General features: G+C 46.1%; 22 protein-coding genes, 1 tRNA gene and 1 pseudogene. 12 read left to right on the top strand and 12 right to left on the bottom strand.

The genetic code is table 11. From position 1 onward, the window contains the following. Window positions 1-37: 37 nt before the first annotated feature. Both QUA42_RS16515 and QUA42_RS16510 read left to right on the top strand, forming a co-directional pair. Window positions 38-499 carry a site-specific DNA-methyltransferase gene (locus QUA42_RS16515; protein WP_333138277.1) on the top strand — a complete coding sequence of 154 codons (462 nt, stop codon included), beginning with the start codon at window positions 38-40 and terminating at the stop codon, window positions 497-499. 9 nt (window positions 500-508) lie between these two features. After that, on the top strand, window positions 509-913 hold the full coding sequence (locus tag QUA42_RS16510; protein ID WP_333138276.1) for a hypothetical protein: 405 nt from the start codon (window positions 509-511) through the stop codon (window positions 911-913). A 114-nt stretch (window positions 914-1,027) separates the two neighbouring features. Here QUA42_RS16510 and QUA42_RS16505 read toward each other — a convergent pair. Continuing rightward, window positions 1,028-1,100: transfer RNA gene (locus tag QUA42_RS16505), tRNA-Phe, on the bottom strand. A gap of 132 nt (window positions 1,101-1,232) precedes the next feature. On the opposite strand from QUA42_RS16505, the gene QUA42_RS16500 reads away from it, so the two are divergent. Beyond that, the gene (locus tag QUA42_RS16500; RefSeq protein ID WP_333138274.1) at window positions 1,233-3,905 is read left to right on the top strand and encodes a phospholipid carrier-dependent glycosyltransferase; all 2,673 of its coding nucleotides are present in this window, start codon (window positions 1,233-1,235) and stop codon (window positions 3,903-3,905) included. A 66-nt stretch (window positions 3,906-3,971) separates the two neighbouring features. After that, window positions 3,972-4,907, top strand: coding sequence for a cobalamin-binding protein (locus QUA42_RS16495; protein WP_333138272.1), 936 nt, complete (start codon window positions 3,972-3,974; stop codon window positions 4,905-4,907). 138 nt (window positions 4,908-5,045) lie between these two features. On the opposite strand, the gene QUA42_RS16490 is transcribed toward QUA42_RS16495, so the two are convergent. The 7 genes from QUA42_RS16490 to QUA42_RS16460 all read right to left on the bottom strand — a co-directional run bounded on the left by QUA42_RS16490 (window position 5,046) and on the right by QUA42_RS16460 (window position 9,908). Beyond that, window positions 5,046-5,741, bottom strand: a complete 696-nt coding sequence (locus tag QUA42_RS16490) for a fasciclin domain-containing protein (protein ID WP_333138270.1) — start codon at window positions 5,739-5,741, stop codon at window positions 5,046-5,048. A gap of 165 nt (window positions 5,742-5,906) precedes the next feature. After that, the gene (locus QUA42_RS16485) at window positions 5,907-6,686 is read right to left on the bottom strand and encodes an MBL fold metallo-hydrolase (RefSeq protein ID WP_333138268.1); all 780 of its coding nucleotides are present in this window, start codon (window positions 6,684-6,686) and stop codon (window positions 5,907-5,909) included. Between the two features lie 190 nt (window positions 6,687-6,876). Then, window positions 6,877-7,464 (bottom strand): aminodeoxychorismate/anthranilate synthase component II, encoded by a 588-nt coding sequence (locus QUA42_RS16480; RefSeq protein WP_333138266.1) that lies wholly within the window; start codon window positions 7,462-7,464, stop codon window positions 6,877-6,879. Window positions 7,465-7,644: 180 nt separating this feature from the next. Then, window positions 7,645-8,154 (bottom strand): diacylglycerol kinase family protein, encoded by a 510-nt coding sequence (locus tag QUA42_RS16475; RefSeq protein WP_333138264.1) that lies wholly within the window; start codon window positions 8,152-8,154, stop codon window positions 7,645-7,647. Between the two features lie 161 nt (window positions 8,155-8,315). Next, the gene (ybeY, locus tag QUA42_RS16470) at window positions 8,316-8,852 is read right to left on the bottom strand and encodes an rRNA maturation RNase YbeY (protein WP_333138262.1); all 537 of its coding nucleotides are present in this window, start codon (window positions 8,850-8,852) and stop codon (window positions 8,316-8,318) included. A gap of 206 nt (window positions 8,853-9,058) precedes the next feature. Further along, window positions 9,059-9,280, bottom strand: a complete 222-nt coding sequence (locus QUA42_RS16465) for a DUF3285 domain-containing protein (protein WP_333138260.1) — start codon at window positions 9,278-9,280, stop codon at window positions 9,059-9,061. Window positions 9,281-9,428: 148 nt separating this feature from the next. Next, window positions 9,429-9,908: a tetratricopeptide repeat protein gene (locus QUA42_RS16460; RefSeq protein ID WP_333138279.1), complete on the bottom strand. Its 480-nt coding sequence runs from the start codon at window positions 9,906-9,908 to the stop codon at window positions 9,429-9,431. Window positions 9,909-9,941: 33 nt separating this feature from the next. On the opposite strand from QUA42_RS16460, the pseudogene QUA42_RS16455 reads away from it, so the two are divergent. Further along, a pseudogene (locus QUA42_RS16455) lies at window positions 9,942-10,658 on the top strand (IS1 family transposase). Window positions 10,659-10,841: 183 nt separating this feature from the next. Here QUA42_RS16455 and QUA42_RS16450 read toward each other — a convergent pair. The 4 genes from QUA42_RS16450 to thrS form a co-directional block, all read right to left on the bottom strand. Then, on the bottom strand, window positions 10,842-12,125 hold the full coding sequence (locus tag QUA42_RS16450; RefSeq protein WP_333138258.1) for an aminotransferase class I/II-fold pyridoxal phosphate-dependent enzyme: 1,284 nt from the start codon (window positions 12,123-12,125) through the stop codon (window positions 10,842-10,844). Window positions 12,126-12,530: 405 nt separating this feature from the next. Continuing rightward, complete coding sequence (locus QUA42_RS16445; RefSeq protein WP_333138256.1) at window positions 12,531-12,710, bottom strand: hypothetical protein; 180 nt, start codon at window positions 12,708-12,710, stop codon at window positions 12,531-12,533. Between the two features lie 128 nt (window positions 12,711-12,838). Then, entirely contained in the window at window positions 12,839-12,967 is a 129-nt protein-coding gene (locus QUA42_RS16440; protein ID WP_333138254.1) for a DUF4058 family protein, read from the bottom strand. Window positions 12,968-13,136: 169 nt separating this feature from the next. Continuing rightward, window positions 13,137-14,966, bottom strand: a complete 1,830-nt coding sequence (gene thrS / locus QUA42_RS16435; protein ID WP_333138252.1) for a threonine--tRNA ligase — start codon at window positions 14,964-14,966, stop codon at window positions 13,137-13,139. 410 nt (window positions 14,967-15,376) lie between these two features. On the opposite strand from thrS, the gene QUA42_RS16430 reads away from it, so the two are divergent. The 7 genes from QUA42_RS16430 (at window position 15,377) to trpE (ending at window position 23,468) form a co-directional block, all read left to right on the top strand. Beyond that, on the top strand, window positions 15,377-15,706 hold the full coding sequence (locus tag QUA42_RS16430) for a DUF2605 domain-containing protein (RefSeq protein ID WP_333035865.1): 330 nt from the start codon (window positions 15,377-15,379) through the stop codon (window positions 15,704-15,706). Window positions 15,707-15,864: 158 nt separating this feature from the next. Beyond that, window positions 15,865-16,176 (top strand): DUF2973 domain-containing protein, encoded by a 312-nt coding sequence (locus QUA42_RS16425; protein ID WP_333035863.1) that lies wholly within the window; start codon window positions 15,865-15,867, stop codon window positions 16,174-16,176. Between the two features lie 643 nt (window positions 16,177-16,819). Beyond that, window positions 16,820-18,808 (top strand): DICT sensory domain-containing protein, encoded by a 1,989-nt coding sequence (locus tag QUA42_RS16420; protein WP_333138250.1) that lies wholly within the window; start codon window positions 16,820-16,822, stop codon window positions 18,806-18,808. 845 nt (window positions 18,809-19,653) lie between these two features. Next, on the top strand, window positions 19,654-20,154 hold the full coding sequence (locus QUA42_RS16415) for a peptidoglycan-binding protein (RefSeq protein ID WP_333138248.1): 501 nt from the start codon (window positions 19,654-19,656) through the stop codon (window positions 20,152-20,154). Window positions 20,155-20,450: 296 nt separating this feature from the next. Continuing rightward, complete coding sequence (locus tag QUA42_RS16410; RefSeq protein ID WP_332949173.1) at window positions 20,451-20,876, top strand: photosystem I reaction center subunit II PsaD; 426 nt, start codon at window positions 20,451-20,453, stop codon at window positions 20,874-20,876. 163 nt (window positions 20,877-21,039) lie between these two features. After that, on the top strand, window positions 21,040-21,900 hold the full coding sequence (locus tag QUA42_RS16405) for a GNAT family N-acetyltransferase (RefSeq protein ID WP_333138246.1): 861 nt from the start codon (window positions 21,040-21,042) through the stop codon (window positions 21,898-21,900). Between the two features lie 20 nt (window positions 21,901-21,920). Further along, window positions 21,921-23,468 carry an anthranilate synthase component I gene (gene trpE / locus QUA42_RS16400; RefSeq protein WP_333138244.1) on the top strand — a complete coding sequence of 516 codons (1,548 nt, stop codon included), beginning with the start codon at window positions 21,921-21,923 and terminating at the stop codon, window positions 23,466-23,468. The last annotated feature ends 34 nt before the right edge of the window (window positions 23,469-23,502 follow it).

Here is a 23,502-nt window from a genome sequence, read left to right as displayed (position 1 = left end):
ATTCATTTTTTTTGTCATAATCAAGTATTGCATATAATTGTACCGTACTCATGATAATGATTTAGGATTGCTATATGTAAAAAATCAAGACAAGTATACATTTAATTTGGATGAAGTGCGCGACCCAAATGTGAAATATCCGAATCAGAAAAAGAACGGCAAGATAAAAGTAAATTTAAAAGGCAAAAATCCGACGGATGTTTGGCAGTTCCCAAAAGTTACGTCTGGGAAAAACCGAGCTTCAAAAGAACGCACGCCTCACCCCGCTCAATTTCCTGTTGCTGTTGTCGATCGCATCATCAAGTCTGCATCGAAGGTAAACGACATTGTTTTAGATCCGTTTATGGGTTCCGGGACTACAGCAATTGTGGCTCTGGGTTTGCAGCGTCAAGTTATAGGATTTGAAATTAGGGCGGATTACTGTGAGATTGTTGCTAATAGAATAGATGATTTTTTGAGGAACCAAGAACTCACAGAAGCACAGTTATCTTTATTCTAAAGTTGGTGATTGCAGCAATTTAATTTAAATTGTCCCAGAGGGGGCGATCGGTCTCAAGCGATCGGCGCTCAAGACGATCGCACTGCCCAGAAAGTAGCGCTATTCTTAGAAAAGGGATTTGTGTCAGCGAGACTCCCGGAGATTTTTATGAATATTACTTTGAGTCCTGAGCAGGTGAAATTGATCGAAGCGCAATTAGCACTGGGGCAGTTTACCTCGCCGGAAGAGGTGATTACAAAAGCCCTCCAGACTTTGACTCAAACGCGGAAGCTTTATTGCGAGTGGGTGGAGGAGGTTCGCTCTTCGGTGGAGGAAGCGGAGGCGGAACTATCACGGGGTGAGGGAATCCCGTTAGAGACTGCGATCGAGCAATTGCAGGAAAAGTTTCGCAAGGCACGAGAGGTTCAGGGATGAGCCGATGCTTTGTCTCTCCAACAGCAAGCCGAGATTTGGATGCCATTGGTGATTATTTTGTTGGCTCAACTTTATACATAAAAAAAAGCCCTCAACTTTGTGAGGGCTTTGCGATGCCAGGAACGAGACTTGAACTCGTGACACGTGGATTTTCAGTCCACTGCTCTACCAACTGAGCTATCCCGGCTTGTTTTTTCGCGCTTTACTATCTTAGCAGACACATACAGAATTTAGCAAGCACTTTTTAAAATTAATTTTCGATCGCCCGGAACCGCCCGCCTGTAAGCTAAAAGCTGCAACCTAAAATCCAACAATCGCAATGGCACAGCAACATCAGGACAGCGAGGGCAAGAGTCTGCTTGTCTTGGGCATAATTTGGCTGCTGGGGGCAATTAGCGATCGCCTCTGGTTTGCCCTCGATCGATCTGTCCCGGCGTGGGATCAAGCAGACTACCTGACTAGCACCCTGAAATACTTGCAGGCGTTGCAGCATCCTCAGTGGTTTTCCGGGGAGTGGTGGACAAACTTCTGGCTGCTTTCGACGAAAATTCCGCCCTTAGCATACATCTTGACGGTTCCGTTTCTTCAGATTTTCGGTACTGGGGGCGATCGGGCAACCCTCGTTCATCTATTATTTAGTGCAATTCTCCTCGCCTCAGTCTACAGTCTGGGCGTGCAACTATTTAACCGGCAAGTCGGTTTGTGGGCCGCTGCAATTTGCGTTTTGTTACCGGGACTTTATCGGTTCCGCTTGCAATTTTTACTCGACTATCCCCTCACTGCTGCGATTACTTTTGCTTTCTATTGTCTGACAATGTGGAAGGCTTCAGAAGGAAGAAGGAAGAAGGAAGAAGGAAGTTCGGCAACGGATTTAACGGATGTAACCGATAGAACTCTGTTGGAGGAACGAACAAAGAAAAAGTATAAATTCTCCCCCTCCCCCACTCTCCCCCTCTCTCCGTCATCTTTCTTTTGGGCGATCGCCTTTGGAATTTCTCTCGGCTTATCAATATTAGTTAAACACACTACCGTATTATTTCTGTTTACCCCGATTGTGTGGTTGGCTGTTGGTGCGGTGCGGCAAAAAGCTTGGGGAAGATTAGGTCAATTAACTGGTGCTTTGTTGCTGTCGGTGGCGGTGTTTGGGCCCTGGGCGAAAACCAATTGGCTGTTAATTTTGACCGGGGGAAAACGGGCAACGCTGGATTCTGCGATCGCCGAAGGAGATCCGGCCCTCAATACGATCGACGCTTGGATTTACTACGCTCAGCACTTACCCGAACACGTTTCTTGGCCTCTGTTACTTCTTCCCTTAGTCGGATTGATACTTTATTGGCGTCGTCGGCAAAATAGTTCGTCAATCTTGCACCTCAACTCCTGTCGCTGGCTGGCTGTTTTCTGGGGAGGAGCTTATTTAATTAATTCTCTAAATATCAACAAAGACGACAGATATGTGATACCTTATTTGCCAGTTTTATCTATTTTCTTAGCCTACTGTTTAACGCTGTGGCCTTCTCGGTGGGGACGACAAATCCGCTGGGGTACAATTGGCTTGGCAATTCTGGCGATGCTGTTCCATATCTGGCCGCTGGGAGGTGCTCTGGGAAATAGCTTAGCCCAAATTATCAGTCCAGGCAATTCTCACTATCCTTACTTGGGGAAAGAGTGGCCGCACCGAGAGGTAATTGCAGAAATTATTGATAGGGAACCTTATTTGCAATCTACTTTAGGCGTGTTGCCTTCGACACCGGAAATTAACCAGCATAATTTAAATTTTTACGGTGCTTTGGCTAATTTTCAGGTTTACGGGCGGCAGGTGGGAACGAATTTACAACAAGTGCCGCAAGATGTGCGATCGCTCTCTTGGTTCGTAACTAAAAGTGGCCCGCAAGGTTCGATTCGCGAACGGATTAAACAAGCTCAAAATGCAGCGGTGACGGCAATTGAAAAAGGGGATAAATTTGAGTTAGATAAAACTTGGATTTTGCCAGATTATACTAATTTAAATCTTTATCGCAAGCGAGTGCAGCCTGTCGAAATACAGCCGTTGAATGAAGCGCGATCGCAAGTACAATTAGATCGAGTTACTGTCGGGGGAAAAGCAGTTCCCGGAGTCGCGCTGCCGGTTACTTATACTTGGTCTGGGCCTTGGCAGCAGTTGCAGTCTGGTTTAGTGTTGGTAACGTGGCAAAATCAGCAGTCTGGCGATATTCCACCGGGACAGACTTTCAGGATTTTACACGATCGCGCGATCGCCCAGGCGACTTTGCATCCGGGGATGCTGGAAGCGGATAAATTTGCTGTGGGGTTTCGAGTTGTCGATCGCACGGCGATGCTTCCTCCTGCTAATATTGCACCGGGAACTTACAATCTGCAAGCTACTTATCTAAATCGAAAAACCGGGGAAACTTATCCGATTAATGTGCCGGCAATTAGTGTTAAGATCGAGGCAGAGGCTCGGGGTATGGGTTCTCAGGCAGAGCCGGGAAACGAGGATCATACAGATAAGCCTGAGTTAGATTTGGTGACTCAATTGCGGGCGATGGCGGTTAATTTACCCAAAGGATTGCCCGGTTTAGAACCTGTGTTCGAGCAGATTGGGCGCATCAATCAGTACGATCCAATTCAAGATTATACCGTGCAAGCGGAACAAGCGTTAGAATATCGGTTGCAGCAAGAACCCAATAATCTAGAATTGGCTTATGCTTTGGCATTTTCTCGGGTATTGCAGCAGAATGTCAAAAGTGCGATCGTCGCCTTAGAAAAAGTCACTCAACTCGACTCAAAAAACCCTTACGCTTACGCCTATCTCGCTTTCGTACACCTGTACGGCTGGCATCCCAAAGCCGCTCAAACAGCCTTAAAACCAGCTCTCGCTCTCAACTCCAACCTACCGGAAATTAGAGTTTTAAACGGTGTAGCGACTCTGATGCAAGGTAATCTCATTCAAGCATGGCAAGATTTGCAATACTTAAAAAAACTAAAAATTTAACAATCCCTTTTATTGTGGCACGGGCGTCTCGCCTGTGGTTCCGAGTCGGTAAAAAACAGAAAATCAATGAACCAACCAAGAATTGTCTCTCTAATTCCCAGTGCGACCGAAATTGTAGCATTTTTAGGATTAACCGATGCAATTGTGGGCCGTTCCCACGAATGCGATTATCCCCCAGAAATCCAAACTTTACCTGTTTGCACTCAGCCTAAATTCAATCCCGAAGGAACTAGCAGCGAAATTCACAACCGCGTGACAGAATTGTTACAAAATGCCCTCAGCGTATATAAAGTAGAAATAGATACTTTGGAAAAATTGCAGCCGACTCACATTATTACTCAAGCTCAATGTGAAGTCTGCGCTTGTTCTCTAACAGAGGTTGAACAAGCAGTAAGCACGCTGGTAAATAGCAAGCCGGAAATTATTTCTTTGCAGCCGAATCTGCTAGCAGAAATCTGGACAGATATTGAACGAGTTGCTGATGCTTTGGGCGTAAATGGCAAAAGTGCGATCGACCTTTTGCAATCCCGCATCGATGCTATTACCTCGAAAACACAAGCATCATCTATTCTTACCACAAAACAGAGACTTCCCAAAGTAGCCTGCATCGAATGGATTGAACCTTTGATGGCTGCCGGTAACTGGATTCCCGAATTAGTGGCAATGGCGGGAGGCAATTCGCTGTTTGGAATTGTCGGGGAACATTCCCCTTGGTTAAAATGGGAATCGCTAGTAGAAGCTAATCCTGATGTAATTATTTTCATGCCTTGTGGCTTTGATTTAAACCGCAGTCGCAGCGAAGCAATGCAGATAACTAAATACGCAGAATGGGCTAATTTGCCAGCAGTAAAAACCGGGAAAGTTTACATAACTGATGGCAATTCTTACTTTAATCGGCCGGGACCGAGATTGGTTGATTCGTTAGAAATTTTAGCAGAAATTCTCCATCCCGAAATCTTCTATTTTGGCTATCGAGGTAAGGGTTGGCAGCCATTTTTGTAAATACCCGCAGCTAGCTAAAGCTTTATGTATATTAATTCTGAATTGCCTGCCATACAAATAAGGACACAAAAATGTTGTGTCCTTACTTCGCTTTCATTTAACCGAATCTGACATCAATTGATACAAAAAACGCTACTCCTACCTTGTTGGAGCAGGGGGCATCAATACCTTGTCAATTACGTGAATAACGCCGTTGCTAGCTTTGATATCAGCTTTCACAACATTAGCGCCGCTGACAGTAACTTTGCCTGCGCTAACAGCCACATTGAGCGAACTGCCTTCGACACTTTTAACATCGCCGGATTTCAGGCTAGTAGATAAAACCGAACCAGGAACAACGTGGTAAGTTAAAATCTTAGTAAGTTTGGCTTTGTTTGCCGGTTTGAGCAAATCCTCCACAGTTGCTTTTGGCAAAGCAGCAAAAGCCGCGTCAGTCGGAGCAAAAACAGTGAAAGGACCTTTTCCTTGTAAAGTTGTAACCAAACCTGCTGCTCCCAAAGCCTTCGTCAGCGTCTTGAATTGAGCGTCGCCAGATGCAATAGCAACAATATCCTTAGTAGCGGCAGTTGGTGCAGGTGAAGCGCCAGTTGGTGCAGGTGAAACGCCAGTTGGTGCAGGTGAAGCGCCAGTTGGTGCCTGTGAAACGCCAGTTGGTGTCGGTGAAGCAGTGGTTTTTACGTTTCCTGCAACTTGTGGAGTTTGAGTTGCATTAGCAACATTGGTGCTGGAGGTGATGTGAGCCCAAGCCGGGAAACCAATCAACGCGCTAGCGCCGATTATTCCTGCGAAACCTGTCAGTTGTTTCATCCAGCTAGGTAAATTTTGATTTTTCATTGCGCTTGCATTTCCTTAGGAGATAAAACAGTGAACATGAATTGTTATGTTAGCCAAATCTCGACAAAAGGCAAGGTTGCCAGAGGCTAAGGTAGAGAGAAAATACTCTTGCATCCCCGATCGACCAAAACTTCCTTACTATAACGCAAGCTGAGAAATCGGGCATCAACCGCTAAATCTGTAACTCAAAACCTCAATCACCGAACCAGTTTGGGGTAAGTCAGCAGCTTTGATCGAAATCGTGTCATTATTCAATCGGCGCACCGGCGTACCATCCATCAGCGCCAAGAATTCATCTAGCGGCACCAAATCGCACGCAGTATCGGCGGCTTGGGTTTTGAAATGTGTCGGAATCACCATCTTTGGTTTGAGAAGTTGCAAAGTTTGCTTCGCTTCCGCCGGAGTGTAAGCTTTCGGCCCTCCGCCCACGGGAATCAGCAGGATATCCGGCCGCCCGATCAAGATTTGTTCTTCAATGCCGATCGGGCCAGCAACTCCGCCCAAGTGTAAAATCTTAACGCCCGCTTGCTGCCACAGCCAAGCCACATTGACCCCAAATCGCCGTCCACCCTCACGGTCTTTTTCCGTCCGAATCCCTTGAATCCGCAGCCCGTTAGACCTGTAAGCCCCCGGTTCGTACAAAAGGCCGGGATTGCCCGCAAATCCGTCGATCGCCCCTTCATCGAGCAAGCGGCTGCTAATCAGAATCAAATCTGTTGGCACTTTAGGAGAGCGATAGCCTGCCGTACAGCCCAGGGGGCGAAAAGGATTCACCAGCACCCTCGCACCGCCTCCGGCGAACAAGAAGCAAGTGTGCCCCAACCACTGAACCGACAAAGAATCAGCAGTTTGAGCTTGATAGCTTTCCCATCCAGATGGTAAACCAGTTGCTAAAGCTGCTAGCAAACCCGTCTGTGCGTAACGTATTAATTGTCGCCGTTTCATCTTGTGGTTGGGGTTGTCGGGTGTTGGTCGTTTGTTGTTATACCACAAAACACCGTCAGGTGCGAAATGTACACGCTAGTTTTGCGCTAAGGTACGTAATTCGCACCCGAAAGCTTCACAGAATTTCACCCGTAAGATGCCCATGCCGTACTCGAAAGATTCAGACAAAAACTCAAAATTCAAAACCCAACTAAAGCCGTTCCAAGAAATTTCGTAATAATTGCTTTCCCGCAGTCGTCAAAATACTTTCCGGGTGAAACTGTACACCTTCGATGTGCGGATATTCCCGGTGCCGCACACCCATAATAGTTCCATCTTCAACCCAAGCGGTAATTTCCAAAACTTCTGGACAACTCTGCTTTTCAATTACCAAACTGTGATAGCGAGTTGCAATCATCGGCGATTCCACGCCTTGAAAAACTCCGACTCCTGCGTGTTCTACCTGAGAAGTTTTGCCGTGCATCAACACGGGCGCAGAAACAATTTTGCCGCCGAATACTTGACCGATACTTTGATGTCCGAGGCACACGCCTAAAATTGGTAGAGTCGGACCTAATTCTTTGATTAATTCCAGAGAAATTCCCGCATCTTCCGGCCGCCCCGGGCCTGGAGAAATCACCACTGCTGTCGGCTGCAATCGGCGAATTTCTGCTAAGGAGATTTGGTCGTTGCGGTAGACTTGCACTTCGCTTGCTACCTGCAACTCAGCACCCAGTTCTCCTAGATACTGTACCAAATTGTATGTAAAACTGTCGTAGTTATCGATGACTATAATCACGGGTTAAGTTAGATTTTAGGTTTTAGATTTTAGATTTTAGGTTAACTCGCTCCCTGAAAGCAAGGGTTTCAAGATTTTAGATAGATGCCGAAGATAAAAATAGCTGCAATATAGACGAATAAAACTAAAAATCTCAAATTGATCCTCTAAAACCTAAAATTTTCTGGACCCAATAAGTTACTAACGGGCGATCGCAATTTGAACCACTGCCCACAAAGGAGGCAGCAGAAGTGCAGTACCGACGATGATCGCAGCCATTGCCGATACCAGAACCGCTCCGGCACCGCAGTCTTTGGCAATTTTGGCTAGTTCGTGGTAAGATTGGCCGACTGTCAAGTCTACCACCGATTCGATCGCCGTATTCAACAGTTCCATGGCTAAAACTATGCCAATGGTGACGCCGATCACAGATATTTCTACAGGTTTCAGTTGCAAAAATAGGCCGAGTCCGATCGCCAAAGTGCCAATAACAGTGTGAATCCGAAAATTGCGCTGAGTTTCAAAAGCATAACTCAGACCCCCCCAAGCGTATCTAAAACTCGTAGCTAAGCTAGATGCGATTTTCCAGGATAGCTCTCGGTTGTATTTCAAGGCTTTTTTAGGCTCGTGGACTGTCTGGCTAGAAGAGTCTTGAGGCATGGGCAGGAACTGTGCGATTTGTGATGAAATTGAGGGTCTATCTAGTGTCATAAAGAACCAACTTTAATTTACAGAGATGAATGAAAGCTAAACTTTTCAAATTAACTTCATCAAGTCTAGGTAACTTTTCTAAGTTTTTACTAAAGTTCTGGTTTAATTTCAGAAAGTTATGTTGGGCTTGACATGATTTGTTAAATCACCATCAACTTCAGTTATGCTGTTTGGATCGCAAGACCGATCGCCCGCAGCAATGTTTCCTGTTGATCGAGCATTTGAGTCAGACTTTCTTCATCCGGGTGATCCCAGCCCAAAAGATGCAGAAAACCGTGGGCTGCCAGCCAAGCTAGTTCGGTCTTCAGGGGATGTCCTTGCTGCTGGGCTTGTAGGTTAGCTGTATCGATCGAGATGACGATATCACCCAAGTATAGGGGTTCCGATGACTGCATTTCCTCTAGCTGAGGACAGTCTACCTCTAAAGATGCGAAAGCTAGTACATCGGTCGATCGATCGAGCTGGCGGTACTGGAGGTTGAGCGCTTGCATCTCCGTATCGGCGGTTAAACGCAGACTGACTTCGTAGCCCGGGGCCACTGGCACATCCGCCGCCTGGTTTTCCAGCCAAACGCTAAACCAATTTTCCCAGGTTTCGGCTGAAATCTCCCCGCTGGCTGCACTCTCAGGGAGGTTGGAAGCGTCGGCTGACTGCTGGGCGATCCCGTAACAGTCTTCGACGTTCACCTCAATTAACATTTTTTTGCTCTCCTGTCAAGGGATATATTCAATTTTTTTACAATTTCCAATTGCGCGATCGAACGGCAGGGGATTTTGCTGTTGCTGGAAAGATACAGTAATCTGTTAGAGATTGCAACAGGCAGGCAGAACAATCAGCTTAACTCCCCATTAAGAAAGATCAAAAACATCAGCAGAAATTAGAGGCTGATTGTTGGAATCCCCGATTAGGAATTGAAATAGCGATCGAGAAAAGCCAAACCGACGAGTACGCCTAAAAGTCCTGCGGCTGTCAAGGCAAAATGAAACAGAGAAGTCGCCCGCTTGCGAACCATGTTCCGCATCGCCAGCTTGACATAACTCGGTGGAGGTGCATTGTTTGTCGGCGCTGTCTGGGTTTCGGCGGCGGACTCTTCGGAGGCCGGAATTGCTGAGGGAGGTTGACTCATAACGGTTAGTTTAGAAGGTTAACAGAGGGGCTGCTGAGAACATACTCGCCCCGATGGTAACAAATATGTAACGTTTTGTGTAGGAGTTTTTAGATTTCAGATTGCCGCAGGCTGGTTTCGGGCGGCAGAGAATCGGGCTAAACTTTCTTCAGCCATCAGCCATCCGCTGAACTTCCGCAATAATTCGCCTCACTGTCTCCGCGTCGGGCGATCGCAAATGCTGGAAAATGTCCAAAGATTGCTGCACATAATTCAAAGCTTTCTCAAAATCTCCCTTCTTATCTGCTAACAACTGTCCTAACATTGCGAAAGTAGCAGCTTTTCCTCGAACATTGCCAATCGTTCCCGTAAGTTCGAGAGATTCTTGATAAAATGTGATCGCCTCTTCTACATCCCCTCGATCCGCATAAATTATTGCTAGACAGTGCAAAGTAGCAGCTTTCTCTTGAACATCGCCAATCTTTTCCTCAAGTTTGAGAGATTTTTCATAAAATGCGATCGCCTTGGCTACTTCACCTTGCTTGGCATAAATTCCTGCTAGTTTGTGCAAAGTAGCAGCTTTCCCTTGAACATGGCCAATCTTTTCCTGGCGTTGTTGAATTGAGCTACGATAGAGCGAGTGAGCGATTCACAAAAACCAATTAACTGAAAGTCAAAGCCAATGAAATTTCCTGAATATAAGTCAACTCATGTTAATAACAATGCGCCGAAGAAAGGCAAGCAAAATTATATTTGTGTTGACTGTGGCAGGCAATTTAGAGATTGCTATTAAACCCACCAGTGTTACGCGCAAGAAGTTAAATATTAATACCTAAAAATATATGTCAATGGGATGGGTTTTCGTGCGAGCAAGAGAGTCAAAGACCTGCATCACACGACAATAATTAATTGGCTCAAGCAAGTTGGAAAGCTGCTAGCATCCGCTTACGATCTAGAGACTATTCCAGAAGTAGGAGAACTAGATGAGCTACAAACCTTTGTCGGATAAAAAAAAACAATCTGGGTGTGGACAGCAGTAGATTACTTTAGACCAGGTATTCTAGGATGGGTATTAGGAGACCGAGCGTCCTAAAACGTTTGAACCTTTGTGGGATGTAGTTAGTAGATAGAGATGCTATTTTTATGTGACGGATGGCCCGAAAGTTTATGCAATGTTTATGCCAGAGAGAAACCAAATTATGTGCCCAACTTACATGACTTGCTGTTGAAGGTGAAAACACAAGATTAAGACACTATCTGGCTCGCTTAAAACGAAAGACTTTTTGTTATTCAGGCAGCCGAACAAATGCTCAGATATCCAATTAAGCTACTTATTCATTATCTCACGTTTAATGATGTTCCCCTTCCCTATTCAATTAATTATTTCGAGCGAGCCTGAGTCACTGCACGCGATCGCTAAACCATACCCCTATTCCGCAACGCCATATCAGAAATTATACCAGCATGAAGGTGTGTAAAAGCTTTGAAGCTTCTGACTTCTGAAAACAGATTTCTGTAATAGCGACAATACTCATCAATCAATTTCAAGGTTGAATTAGCTTGGCGAGGGTTAACCATAGACCTAGCTCTGGTTTGAGAGATTTTGTTCTATTATACTCTGCCGCTTAGTGACAGAAGAGGGGGAAGCAAGTGGGTTAGCAACAGCGTATTCCATCGCAGCTTGGAATTTGGGTAGAGAACGCGAAATCATTTCTTCGTTGGCAGTAAGGGAAATTCGGAAGTAACCGGGTATTTCCTGGGGAGTTCCTGGTAAAACAAATATATCTTGACTTGCTAATAACTCGGCAAAAGCAAGGTCATCATCCCAAGGTGATTGCACCAAGAGGAAGAACGTCCCATCAGGGTTATACATGGTGTAACCCATATCCCGCAGTGCCTTCACCATCCCATCTCGCTTGTTTTGTAAATGCTCGATATTTATGTTGAGTTGCTCTAAGTCTCCTAAGGCATACTGCATGAGCACACTAGGATAACACCAACCAAAAGGACTTTGTTGTAGGAGGGCAATGATTCGTCTTATTTCTTCCCGATTAGGCATAGTGGGAGGTAAAGCAATATACCCTATACGTTGACCGGGTGCCATTAAAGTCTTACTATAACCATATACTAAGAAAGAAAATGGGTAAAACTGAGTAGGGCTGGAACAAGTTTGGTTGTCGAAAACAACGCGGCTGAAGGTTTCATCGGAAATAATATAAATAGGCTTGCCATAGTGCTTAGAAGCCTCGTTAAGTATACCACTCAAACCCTCCAGGGTACTAGCTGAAAAAAGCTTACCTGTAGGGTTGTGGGGTGAATTGATAATGATTGCTCGAGTCCGTTCTGTAATTGCAGATGCGATCGCCTGCAAATCCATATCAAAGGTGTTTGTATCCACAGGCACACCAACCGGAACCGCACCGGTAAAATGCACCATACTCCTATAGCCTAACCAGGGTGGAGTCAAAATAATTACCTCATCTCCCTCACCAGCTAACATTCGCAGACAAATCGCCAAACCAACTACAGTACCATTGGTCATAAAAATATCTTCAGGCAATATAGAAAGTCCGCGTTTATCCTGAAGAGCAGCGGATACAGTGATCCGTGATTCTGGAATATTTCCCTTGTAGCCATACCACCCTTGATTTTGCGGTACACTCCAACGCTGTAAGGCTTCTACAAACCCTGGAGGTGGTATTTCATGGGCATCACCGAAACTAAAATCAATACTTTCCGGCTCAGTTCGGCGACTCATATAGGTCGCTTGGGCAAAGAATTGACTTATAGGGGTCGGGCAATCTAATAACTTTAGTAACCGTGGTGAGATAAAGTGATTCTTCGCTTCACTTGTTGGATCTGGCACGAGCTTATTTCGATTACTTTTGTCGCACATAGTAATTGGGTAGTGGTGTATAGTAATTGCAGGCCACGGAACTCGCCTTAACGATAAATTATACTCAGGGACCAAATACCGTCGCCCCCATTCTTGACATTTATATCCTTGTTTACCACTTGTTTATCATAAGTATGAGCGTAAAGTATGAGCGTATTTAATAATTTTCCCCGAAGGACATCTTAAACAAGTGATACTCATATATACTCAGGAGTATTGATATTATTTTATTAGTTTAACATGATAATGCACCACTACCAACTATCTCACTTTTTACTGCTTTACGGCATCATTTCGCAACAATTTGTAACGCATCAGCCGTAGAACCCAGTACCCTACACCGTCCACACAAATCAATCCCGGCGTTTTTGTAGCTCATATAGTTCTCCTACTTCTGGAATCGTCTCTGGATCGTAAGCGGATGGTTATTAAAGTTCCCTCTTTTTCATCATCCCCGGTTGTTTCCCAATTTCCCGACAAGCCAGAAATCGCAAACAGTTCATCTTTAGCAGCAACTGCATCTTGTCCTTCGACGCTGATTTGAATATCTGCCATTACTTTTTATTGCCACTCTACGCCATCTAATTATATCTCAGCAATTTATATGCGGGCGATCGCACTTAAACCTCCCTCTCTCATCCGATCGAGCCCCTCTCCTCCAACAAAACATCCGCCGCAGCAGCTTAAGTTTCGGACAGCGGGGGAACTGTTGCGGCGATATAATCTATTCTAAATTCCTTGGCGGGGCGATCGTAAACCGCATTTACTAACGCTTGTAAATCTACAATTGGTTCAGTATCACCTGCACGCAAAGGCAACCGAGATGATTGTGAAAATTAAATGCACAAAAGCTTATCATTTGTATTAATTGTGAAACGGGCGTCTCGCCCGTTAAGTGAATCGTGGAACGGGAGAGACGCCCATTAAGTGAATTGTGGAACGGGAGAGACGCCCGTTCTAAAATCTGCGATTAAAATCTCCCTAAAAATCGCCGTAACTGCTAATAGCCCGCTGCAACCTCCCAATCACTTCATCAACCGAAATAGCCCCCAACTCCCCAGAAGCCCGAGTCCGAATATTCAAACTATTCGCCTCAACCTCCTTCGCACCCACAACACCCATCACCGGAATTTTATCCTTCTCAGCATTGCGAATCAACTTGCCCAAACGCTCGCTATCCTCATCAGCTTCAGCGCGAATATTTAGCGCCTTCATCTTCGCTGCCACTTCCTTCGCAAACGGCAAAAACTCCGCGCTGACAGGCAACAACCGCACCTGAATGGGCGCTAACCACAGCGGAAAATCGCCCGCATACTGCTCGATCAAAATCCCGATCAAACGTTCCAAAGAACCGAAAGGAGCGCGGTGAATCATCACCGGACGCTTGCGAGTGCCGTCTTCAGCGACGTATTCCAAATCAAAACGTTCTGGCAAATTATAATCTACCTGAACAGTTCCTAATTGCCATTCTCTATCCAAGACATCTTGGAAAATGAAATCGAGTTTCGGCCCGTAAAAAGCCGCTTCCCCAATTCCCTCAAAATAATTCATTCCCAAAGTTTCCACCGCGCGGCGGATTGCACCTTGAGCCTTTTCCCAAGCTTCATCGGAACCGATGTATTTCTCTAAATTGTTCGGATCGCGGAAACTCAAACGCGCTTTAAAGTTTTTCAGTTGCAGACTCTTGAATACTGACAGAATCAAATCCACGACATTTAAGAATTCAGCATCCAACTGTTCCGGCGTGACAAATAAGTGGGAATCATCCACCGTAAAGCCGCGCACGCGCGTTAAACCGCCCAATTCTCCCGATTGTTCGTAGCGGTAAACTGTGCCGAATTCCGCCAACCGCATCGGCAATTCTCGATAGGAACGCAATTCGCTTTTGTAAATTTGAATGTGAAAAGGGCAGTTCATGGGTTTCATCACAAAACCCTGTTCGTTTGCTGCCGCTTCCTCATCCTCCGCCATCAGCGGAAACATATCTTCTTTGTATTTCTGCCAGTGTCCAGAAATTTTGAACAAATCGACTCTGGCAATGTGCGGAGTCACTACTTGCAAATAACCGCGCTTGATTTGTTCTTGTTTCAAGTAATCTTCTAAAATACTTCTTAAAACAGTGCCTTTCGGCGTCCACAAAGGCAAACCTGGCCCAACTGGATCGGCAAAGATAAACAAGCCTAATTCTTTGCCTAATTTGCGGTGATCGCGCCTTAATGCTTCTTCTTTGCGGTGTTTGTATGCTGCTAGCTGTTCGGGAGTTTCCCAAGCTGTGCCGTAAATGCGCTGTAATTGAGCTTTGGTTTCGTCGCCGCGCCAGTACGCGCCTGCTAGGCTTTCTAGCTCGATCGCCTTTGGATTCAACTCACTGGTATTTTCTAAGTGAGGCCCGGCGCACAAATCCCACCATTCCTCGCCCACATGGTAAAGAGTAATTGGTTCGATCAAACCTTCTAAAATTTCTAATTTGTAAGGTTCGTTAATCTCCTTAATTCTGCGTTCCGCTTCCTCGCGGCTGACTTCTTCTCGAATTACAGGCAATTTACGGTTGATGATTTTGATCATCTCTTTTTTAATGGCTTTTAAATCCTGTTCCGTAAAAGGTTCGGGAGTGTCAAAGTCATAATAGAAACCGTTTTCAATCCAAGGGCCGATCGTTACTTGCGCCTTGGGAAATAACTTCTGCACCGCCATCGCCATAACGTGGGAGGTGGTGTGGCGAATTTTTTTTAGTGCCTCCGACTCACTCGTGCGGGGCAACTCAATCTTAACGGACTCTTCTGGAGGGGACATGGATTCTGAGCTAGACATCGGCTGAATTAGCAATTACTTTAGTTGCAGTTGCTTCTATCTTACTCAGATTGGGACAGCAAGCGCCGACTTCCGACTGGCGGACACTCCGGGAAATTACAACAACGACCCTGATGGTTGCGACGTTTAGTGCGGGACGCACTCCGACTCTCAGAAACCGGCTTTTTTACTATTTCGGTGGGCTGTAACGCGTCTTGCTATGAAAAAACCCGTTTTCTAACCACCCCTGAGCTCGCAAACTAATTTGGCAGAATTTGGGGATTTTGACTCAAAAATCGCTGCTGGCACAGTTAAATTTATTCACACCCACCTGCTAATTGTGGTTAAATTATTGAATTTTTGTTAAAAATATGTTACAATTTGTAAAGACCGTCTAAGACTATAATAGATAAATAACCCAATTTTGATCCATGCTTAATTCCAACTTGCCCGAGCCAGAATTGCTCAAAGCGTTACTGGAACCGCTCTTAGAGGATTTCAATTACTGGTTCGCTCGCTCGGCAAAGCTCTTAGAAACTGAAGAAATTCCCTTTCTCAGCGACGAAGATCAATCAGACTTGCTGGCGCGAGTCAAACAGGCTCAGCAAGAAGTAGGCGCGGCTACAGCTCTATTTCAAGCAACCGGAGGTCAAGTTGGGATTGAAACAGCAGCACTGATGCCGTGGCACCGACTGCTCGCCGAATGCTGGCAAGTATCGTCGCGCTTTCGCTCATTGCAGTCAGCTCACCCAGGAAAATAAGGAAGCGAGTTCAAGTTAAACTTGCACTCAAACCCCAAACCTTTGGAAATGTAGGGGCTGACTTGACAACCTCAAACATATTTCCAGTTAATAAGTTATTACTTGCTGAAACACCTTTGTAAATTGCTGTGTGGCTGTTTAGCCCGGAGGAGAAAATAATGTTGCACCTGCTTTATATTTTAGCTTTTACCGTTCTTGCCTTTCTGGCAGTCGGTAACTTAATCCGCAGTCTAGTCACCGTAGGTATGGAGTCCCAGCGCCCTCAACAATTCATGGCCAATAATCGCCACGCATCCCATCCTCGCTCTCAATCTGTACCCCATCCAGAACTTCTAGACGAACACGGCCACATTGTCAATGAGCCCCTGTTAGTGATGCGTTCGCTGACTGTCCAAGACGCCCGCGAACAATTAGATGCTCTCTACAAATCATCTCCGGGCGGCAGCGACGAAGGGGGCGAACTAGCCTAAGACAACCACAGCGGCAGCATTTATACTTAGGGGCGATGCCTCAAAAAAAAAATAGGATTTACACGCTAGGTGTCCGAAACCCTTTTTCTTCATAGATTTTGGTGAAAATCGTTTCCGCGCTTCATCGGCATAATAATTTTCCGAGCATCCTTGGCATCATTCCGAATCTAACCAGATTGGATATAAGTCCTCAAAATAATTGGCCGTTAGTTTTTAGCTAATGGCCAATTATTTGTGATTTTTGAAAGTTTAATTGTCGATTAGCCCGATCGATCGCCAAAAACCGGTTCGCCAAAAACCGATACAGATGGCACTGATATCAAATACCTCAAGAATAGTATAATGCAAGAGATCCGCAAGCGGTGCCTAACAAGTCTGAATGGTGAGAGTGCTAACGCCCGAATCGAAGCCTGAATAGATGAGTTGGCGTCAAAACCTAGAGGTAAAAACAGGTGACTTTGGGATGAACTCAAGGTCTTGGAGGCATACCTCTGCTTAGATTCGTCTAAATGATATGGCTAGCATGATATGACTTAAACAGTCGTGTTATGAAGCATAAATGTATCAGATACTGAAAAGGGATCGCTCTAAACCTCCTATCGATCCTGTTTTGTCATCGGCAAAAATGCACGTTTAAGGCTAGATGATCGTCCCTATTTCGCTACTGGCAGAACTTCTGCAAGCTTTGCCCCAACTGCGGGCACAAATTTATTTCAAATCTTCCATGACAGCCTTGTCTCACGCGATGGAAGACTTAGTTTTGGCGGGTTCCGACGACGAACCGCTAGTCATTGCCAGCTTTCAGCGAGAGCGCTTCTACCGCCAGGAGGCTCACCGCTACCGGCGAATTGCCTCACGCTCGTCTCAGGTATACGTGCTGGCAGCACCGGAAACTGACTTTAAAAATGCTTCGGAGTGTCACGAAACTGTGGCATTTGCACCGGATGACGGATTAAGTAAAGAGTGGCACTTAGTGGTGCTCGGCCAACACTACTCAACTTGCTTGATTTGTCAAGAAAAAATTGTGCCGATCGACAACCAGGACGATCGCGGGCCGCTGTTGATGGATCAAGCTCGCAGATTTGAAGGAATTTGGACGTTCGATCGCGAGGTAAGCTCCAAAGCGGCCGCATTGTTGCTCGATAGAATTGTCAATTATCGCCCGGAATTGGCCGAAAAGATCGATCGAGCGCGAACTACTTACAAGCTCAAAACACCGAAAAAAACGCGGAAATCCGCCACTTCCAAAGCCGGCAAACCCGACATAAGTACGAGAAAAAACTCAAAAATTCCCAATCCCAAATTGAGCGATGCTTTTACCGAACGCTTAGTAACCTACTTGCAAGCAGGCCAGCACAAACTGCTCAAAGCATACAGCGCCATCGCCGCTCAGGAACGCAAAGAACGCCTCGTAAACTTAATTACCACGGCAATGCGGCAGTCTCTCAACCCGCAAGAAATCGTCGAAGTCGCAGTCCAAGAACTCGGCACTGCCCTGTCGGCAAGCCGATGTTTGATTTATCGGTGCAAGGCAACAGATGTGGCGGTCAAAATCGATCGCGAGTTTTTGGCTCCGGGCGCTAGTTCCATGCTGGATCAGACTTGGCTGTTGCAGGAAAATCAAATATGGAGCGACGCGGTGGCGCGGCAAGAGCGAGTTTACATCCAAGACACATCACAACACCCACTAATTGTCAATACAAAATCCCTGAAAAAAACTGTAAAAAATTGGCAAATTGTCTCTTGGTTAATGGTGCCAGTGCTTTATCAGGGGCGGGTTTTGGGAATGGTGGAAATGCACCAGTGCCGCTCGGTTTTGCCTTGGGAAGAAGACGAAATTGCTTTAGTAGAGGCGATCGCCACTCAACTCGGAGCAGCCTTAATTCAAGCAGAAACCTACGCTCATTTAGAAGAACTCAACCAACAATTAGAAGCATTAGACCGCACACGCAGCAATCTAATTGCCATCACCGGACACGAACTCCGCACCCCTCTTTCTACGATTCAAGTTTGTTTGGAAAGTTTGAACTCGGAACCAGATATGCCGGCCGAATTGCGGCAAATCATGTTAGAAACTGCCCTCGGCGATGCCGATAGAATGCGGAAACTCGTGCAGGATTTCTTAACTCTTTCTCACTTAGAAAGCGGGCGAGTCCAATGGAATGTAGAATCGCTGACGCTGCAAGAATGTGTTGATTTGGCCCTCAGCAGCGTGCGATCGCGCACGGTCGATCAACAGTTACCGGAAATTATCGCCGAGGTGTCGGCAGAATTGCCTTTAGTGCAAGCTGACGGAGAGTGGTTGGTGGAGGTGCTCTCCAAACTGTTAGACAACGCTTGCAAATTCACCACACCTCAAGGAAGCGTGACAGTGCGAGCGAAATGCAACGGTTCTCAGATGGTGGAAGTGCTCGTAGCCGATACGGGGAGGGGAATAGAGGCGAACAGTTTAAAAGTAGTGTTCGATCGATTTTATCAAGAAGAAGGAGCTTTGCGCCGCAGCGCCGGCGGTACCGGTTTGGGATTGGCAATTTGCAAACAGATTGTTGCCGGCTGGGGCGGTAAAATTTGGGTAGATTCCGCAGGAAAAGACCGAGGAAGTGAATTTCACTTTACTATTCCCACTGTTTAGACTCAATTAATACAGCGTATTCCAGGCTTATGAAGTACACCCCAGAAACCGGGTTTCTTTACAGTTCTCGCATTCTTACTGATTCTGTTGCTCGAAACCCGCTTTTTCCGTACTACATCTACATGGAATATACTGTAAAAACCCTGGTTTGTGGGCGTCTGAGCGCGCAAGTATCGATCGAGTTATATCAAATCCGGCTGCACCGGAATGATATCAAATCCGCCCTTCATCGTCGGGCGTAAAGTCGAATCCCGAGGCAAACAAATAATTCGCGCAATTTTCAGTTTTTTGACTCACAGTCAACAGTCAACAATCAACAATGAGTCCGGTGCAGCCGGAATCGATATTAATGGATCGACCGAGATACGATAGTACAGAAAAGTTTTCACTGGAGAACCAGCCTCCGCTGCTACACTCTCTCTCACCCTCAATCCTCACCCTCTTAGATCGGCCTTAAAGGTGATGTAGCCACGCGGTGTTCCGCTTTAAAATCGAAAGTATCAAAGCAGATTCAGGATGCGCTTGCCGTCTTAAACCCGGTTTTGCGACAGAATACCTAGGGAGGTTGCCGAAAATTAATATCAGTTTAAACAAAGAATCCAACTGTAGGTAAGCTGCAAAACGCGATAGTAATCAGTCATGCCGAATCAAAAATCAAAAATCAAAAATCAAAAATCGTATAAGTCTCCTGTACACAAGTCGTGAGATGCTAAAAGCCGATCGAATCTGTTGAGGCACTGCCGACGCCAGTGGTGATTCGTGAAAAGTTGAGAATGTAAATGTTTCGCCCGGACAAAGTTTTTTTCCAGAAGAATACTCAAACCTAGAGGGTAGGAAAATCGATTATGTCACCTACAACCCAGATGAAATCTACTCAACCTATGGCCAACAAGCCGCAACTACAATTAGGTTCTCAAGGTAAAGCGGTATTGGAACTCGAACAACTGCTAACCAAGTTGCAACTTTATCGGCACCCTGCTAAAGGAATTTTTAATAAAGCAGTTGAATTTTCTGTGAAACTGTTTCAGTTTCGGGTTTTCTTGTCGCCGGACGGCATTGTCGGGCCGCTGACTTGGCAGGCGCTTTATACTGCAGCTCCAGTTAATATGCCGGTACTCAGATTGGGCAGTTCTGGGGAAGCAGTCGCTACTGTTCAGGAAGTTCTCAGGATTTCCAAGCACTATGGCGGTAAAATTGACGGCGAGTTTTCTACTTTGACGGACAAAGCTGTTCGGGCATTTCAAAAAAGCTTTGGGATTGAGACCGACGGGATTGTCGATCAAGAAACTTGGACTGCTTTGAGCCAAATTCCGCGTGGCTATGACCCTAATTGGTTCTTGACTTAGGGTTGGCGCTGTAAATTGTTAGATCGTGTGTGGGGGGAGTTGGAGGAATGTGCGATGCTTCGGGTGCGCCACAAGCACCCGAAGCATTGCTGTTTTTTTTATTGTTTTTTCGGAATTCGTGCTTCATAATTCTGTTTTCTAACTTTAGTGGAAATTACCAATTATGAATTATTAATTACTAATTATCAATTATCAGAAAAGATCGATCGCCAAAAAACTGTTAATTTTCCTTACAATTTCGAGAACAGCGTGCAGTCTCGATGATACGATGCCGTAAAAATCCTTTGGATATATCTATGGCCGAACAACTTACTGGACAACCCCCAATCTTCGGCGGCAGCACAGGCGGCTTGCTGACCAAGGCGCTAGTTGAAGAGAAGTACGCTATCACTTGGACTAGCCCCAAGGAGCAGGTGTTTGAAATGCCTACGGGTGGCGCTGCGATTATGCGTCAAGGCGACAACTTGCTGCATCTGCCCCGGAAGGAGCAGTGCATCGCTTTGGGCGGCCAGCAACTGCGGGCTAAATTCAAAATCACCAACTACAAAATTTACCGCGTGTTTCCAGACGGTACTACTGAGTACCTGCATCCCAAGGATGGCGTGTTCCCTGAGAAGGTGAACGAAGGTCGTCCCTACAACGGTAAGATTGACCGCAATATTGGCAGCAATCCAAATCCGGCTAAGCTGAAGTTCAGCGGTAAGAAGACTTTCGATCCTTAGACCATGACTGCATGGCTGAGCAAAACATAGGTAATATTCCCTGTAAGGCTCAGCTTGTAAACTTGTTTTTGCAGTAGTATTCTGACGCAGCAGGCTAAGCCCGCAGCGCCAAAATACTACTGCAAACTTCTAATCTTATTAAAAGTTAATCGTTAAATTAAAAATGAATGTCGTAATCAGGCGAGCGCAGCCTTCTGATATCGATGTTTGCGCTGGCATTACTTATGAAGCTTTTAAAGATATTTCCGATCGCCATCAATTCCCTACAGATTTTCCAACGCTGGATTTTGCAACCGAAATAACGGGCTTGCTAATCGAGAGTCCGGTATTTTTTGGGATCGTAGCCGAGAGCGAGAGTGCGGTTGTCGGCTGCGGGTTTATGGACGAACGCAGCCCGATTCGCGGTATCGGGCCCGTCAGTGTCGATCGAACTTTTCAAGGTCGTGGCACGGGACGCGAAATCATGAAAGCTTTGCTGGAACGCGGACAGGAGGCTGTGGGTATCCGTTTGGTTCAGGAATCTTTTAATATGGCGTCGCTGTCGCTGTACGCTTCTTTGGGTTTTGAGGTGAAGGAACCTTTCGTGTTAATGGAGGGCAAGTTTCGCAGCCAGCCGCAGCATGAGTTTGAGGTGCGGCCGCTCGCTAGTGAGGATGTTGGTGAATGTGCGGCTTTGTGCAAGAAATTATACAGGTGCGATCGAACTAGCGATATTGAGTACGCCCTGAATTTCTTTTCTCCTTGGGTTGCTTGCAAACAAGGTCGGATTGTGGCTTATACTTGTGCGGTGTCGGCTTTGAGCCACAGCGTCGCAGAAACTGAGGCGGATATGCAGGCTTTACTGTTGGGGGCGGCCGCGTCGAACTCCGAAGCACAGGTTTCTTTCCACTTGCCGGTGCGTTACGCAAGTTTGTTTCGCTGGTGTTTGCAAGAGGGGCTGCGCGCGCTCAAACCGATGGCGGTGATGGCAGTTGGCGAGTACCAGCAGCCTCATGGCTGTTGCTTTCCGTCTTTTGTTTATTGATAGTATAGTAAAGTGAGTATATGATATTTCCCGATTTCTCACAATTTTCGGAACTGGCGAAACAAGGCAATTTTGTACCCGTGTATCAAGAATGGGTTGCTGATTTGGATACGCCGGTGTCTGCGTGGTATCGGGTTTGTGCGGGTCAACCTTACAGTTTTCTGCTGGAGTCGGTGGAAGGTGGGGAAAAACTTGGGCGTTATAGTTTCTTAGGGTGCGATCCGTTGTGGATTTTGGAGGCAAGGGGCGATCGCACAACTCAAGTTTACCGTGACGGTTCCGAAAAAGTATTTACGGGTGATCCGTTTGTAGCTTTAACTGAATGTTTGGAGTCTTATCAACCGGTGAAATTGCCGCAGTTGCCGCCGGGAATTGGCGGGCTATTCGGTTTTTGGGGTTACGAGTTAATTAAGTGGATAGAACCGCGAGTTCCCGTGCATCCAGCAAGCGAGAATGATTTGCCGGATGGATTGTGGATGCAGGTGGATAATTTGCTGATTTTTGACCAGGTGAAGCGGAAAATTTGGGCCGTCGCCTATGCGGATTTGCGGGAGGTTGGCGTTGATTTGGCTCAGGCTTATCAGCAAGCGTGCGATCGAGTTGGTAAGTTAGTTCAGAAGCTGCAATCGCCACTTTCGCGGCAATCTACTCTCATAGAATGGACACCTCCCAATAACGGGCAAGATCCCCGTTCCACAACCGGAAATAGAGAATTGGCTTACACTAGCAATATTACGCGTGAAAAGTATTGTGCCAATGTTTTAAAGGCTAAGGATTATATCAAAGCGGGAGATATTTTTCAAGTAGTTATTTCGCAGCGACTAGAGGCTGAATACAGCGGCGATTCTTTTGCACTTTACCGATCTTTGCGTCTCATAAATCCTTCTCCGTACATGGCTTATTTTCATTTCGGAGATTGGCAGATTATCGGTTCGAGTCCCGAGATTATGGTGAAGGCGGAAAATACTGCTGATGGCAAAAAGATTGCAACTTTGCGACCGATTGCCGGCACTCGCCGCCGGGGTAAAACTCCTCAAGAAGATGATGCTTTGGCTGCTGAATTGCTGCAAGATCCGAAAGAAATTGCGGAACACGTCATGTTAGTTGATTTGGGCAGGAACGATTTAGGCAGAGTTTGCCGAAACGGTACTGTAAAAGTTGACGAGTTAATGGAAATTGAGCGTTATTCTCACGTCATGCACATTGTGAGCAATGTGGTGGGAGAATTGGCTGAGGATAAGACTGCTTGGGATTTGTTGAAAGCTGGTTTTCCTGCGGGTACGGTTAGCGGTGCTCCGAAGATTCGGGCGATGGAAATTGTGCACGAGTTGGAAGGTTGTCGCCGGGGGCCGTATTCTGGGGTTTACGGGTATTATGATTTTGAGGGACAGTTGAATAGTGCGATCGCCATTCGGACTATGGTTGTTCGTTCTTTAGGTGGTGATAAACATTCGGTTTCTGTGCAAGCAGGTGCTGGTTTGGTGGCTGATTCTAACCCGGATATGGAGTACGAAGAAACGCTGAATAAAGCCAGGGGAATGTTAGAGGCAATTCGCTGTTTGAAGTAGCGAATAAATATAGGACTCGGCGGTTGAAACCCCG

Origin of the sequence: Microcoleus sp. Pol11C2 (genome assembly GCF_036701505.1) — a bacterium.
Taxonomy (GTDB): Bacteria; Cyanobacteriota; Cyanobacteriia; order Cyanobacteriales; family Microcoleaceae; genus Microcoleus.
This window is presented reverse-complemented; position numbering and strand designations above follow the sequence as displayed.

Excerpts from the sequence above, each read along its gene's own strand:
- QUA42_RS16495 (WP_333138272.1), top strand. The coding sequence starts at position 3,972 with ATGAACCAACCAAGAATTGTCTCTCTAATTCCCAGTGCGACCGAAATT.
- QUA42_RS16410 (WP_332949173.1), top strand. The coding sequence starts at position 20,451 with ATGGCCGAACAACTTACTGGACAACCCCCAATCTTCGGCGGCAGCACA.
- ybeY (WP_333138262.1), bottom strand. The coding sequence starts at position 8,852 with ATGTTAATTGAGGTGAACGTCGAAGACTGTTACGGGATCGCCCAGCAG.
- QUA42_RS16485 (WP_333138268.1), bottom strand. The coding sequence starts at position 6,686 with ATGAAACGGCGACAATTAATACGTTACGCACAGACGGGTTTGCTAGCA.
- QUA42_RS16405 (WP_333138246.1), top strand. The coding sequence starts at position 21,040 with ATGAATGTCGTAATCAGGCGAGCGCAGCCTTCTGATATCGATGTTTGC.
- QUA42_RS16475 (WP_333138264.1), bottom strand. The coding sequence starts at position 8,154 with ATGACACTAGATAGACCCTCAATTTCATCACAAATCGCACAGTTCCTG.
- QUA42_RS16415 (WP_333138248.1), top strand. The coding sequence starts at position 19,654 with ATGTCACCTACAACCCAGATGAAATCTACTCAACCTATGGCCAACAAG.
- trpE (WP_333138244.1), top strand. The coding sequence starts at position 21,921 with ATGATATTTCCCGATTTCTCACAATTTTCGGAACTGGCGAAACAAGGC.
- QUA42_RS16425 (WP_333035863.1), top strand. The coding sequence starts at position 15,865 with ATGTTGCACCTGCTTTATATTTTAGCTTTTACCGTTCTTGCCTTTCTG.
- QUA42_RS16445 (WP_333138256.1), bottom strand. The coding sequence starts at position 12,710 with ATGGCAGATATTCAAATCAGCGTCGAAGGACAAGATGCAGTTGCTGCT.
- QUA42_RS16430 (WP_333035865.1), top strand. The coding sequence starts at position 15,377 with ATGCTTAATTCCAACTTGCCCGAGCCAGAATTGCTCAAAGCGTTACTG.
- QUA42_RS16500 (WP_333138274.1), top strand. The coding sequence starts at position 1,233 with ATGGCACAGCAACATCAGGACAGCGAGGGCAAGAGTCTGCTTGTCTTG.
- QUA42_RS16420 (WP_333138250.1), top strand. The coding sequence starts at position 16,820 with ATGATCGTCCCTATTTCGCTACTGGCAGAACTTCTGCAAGCTTTGCCC.
- thrS (WP_333138252.1), bottom strand. The coding sequence starts at position 14,966 with ATGTCTAGCTCAGAATCCATGTCCCCTCCAGAAGAGTCCGTTAAGATT.
- QUA42_RS16465 (WP_333138260.1), bottom strand. The coding sequence starts at position 9,280 with ATGAGTCAACCTCCCTCAGCAATTCCGGCCTCCGAAGAGTCCGCCGCC.
- QUA42_RS16490 (WP_333138270.1), bottom strand. The coding sequence starts at position 5,741 with ATGAAAAATCAAAATTTACCTAGCTGGATGAAACAACTGACAGGTTTC.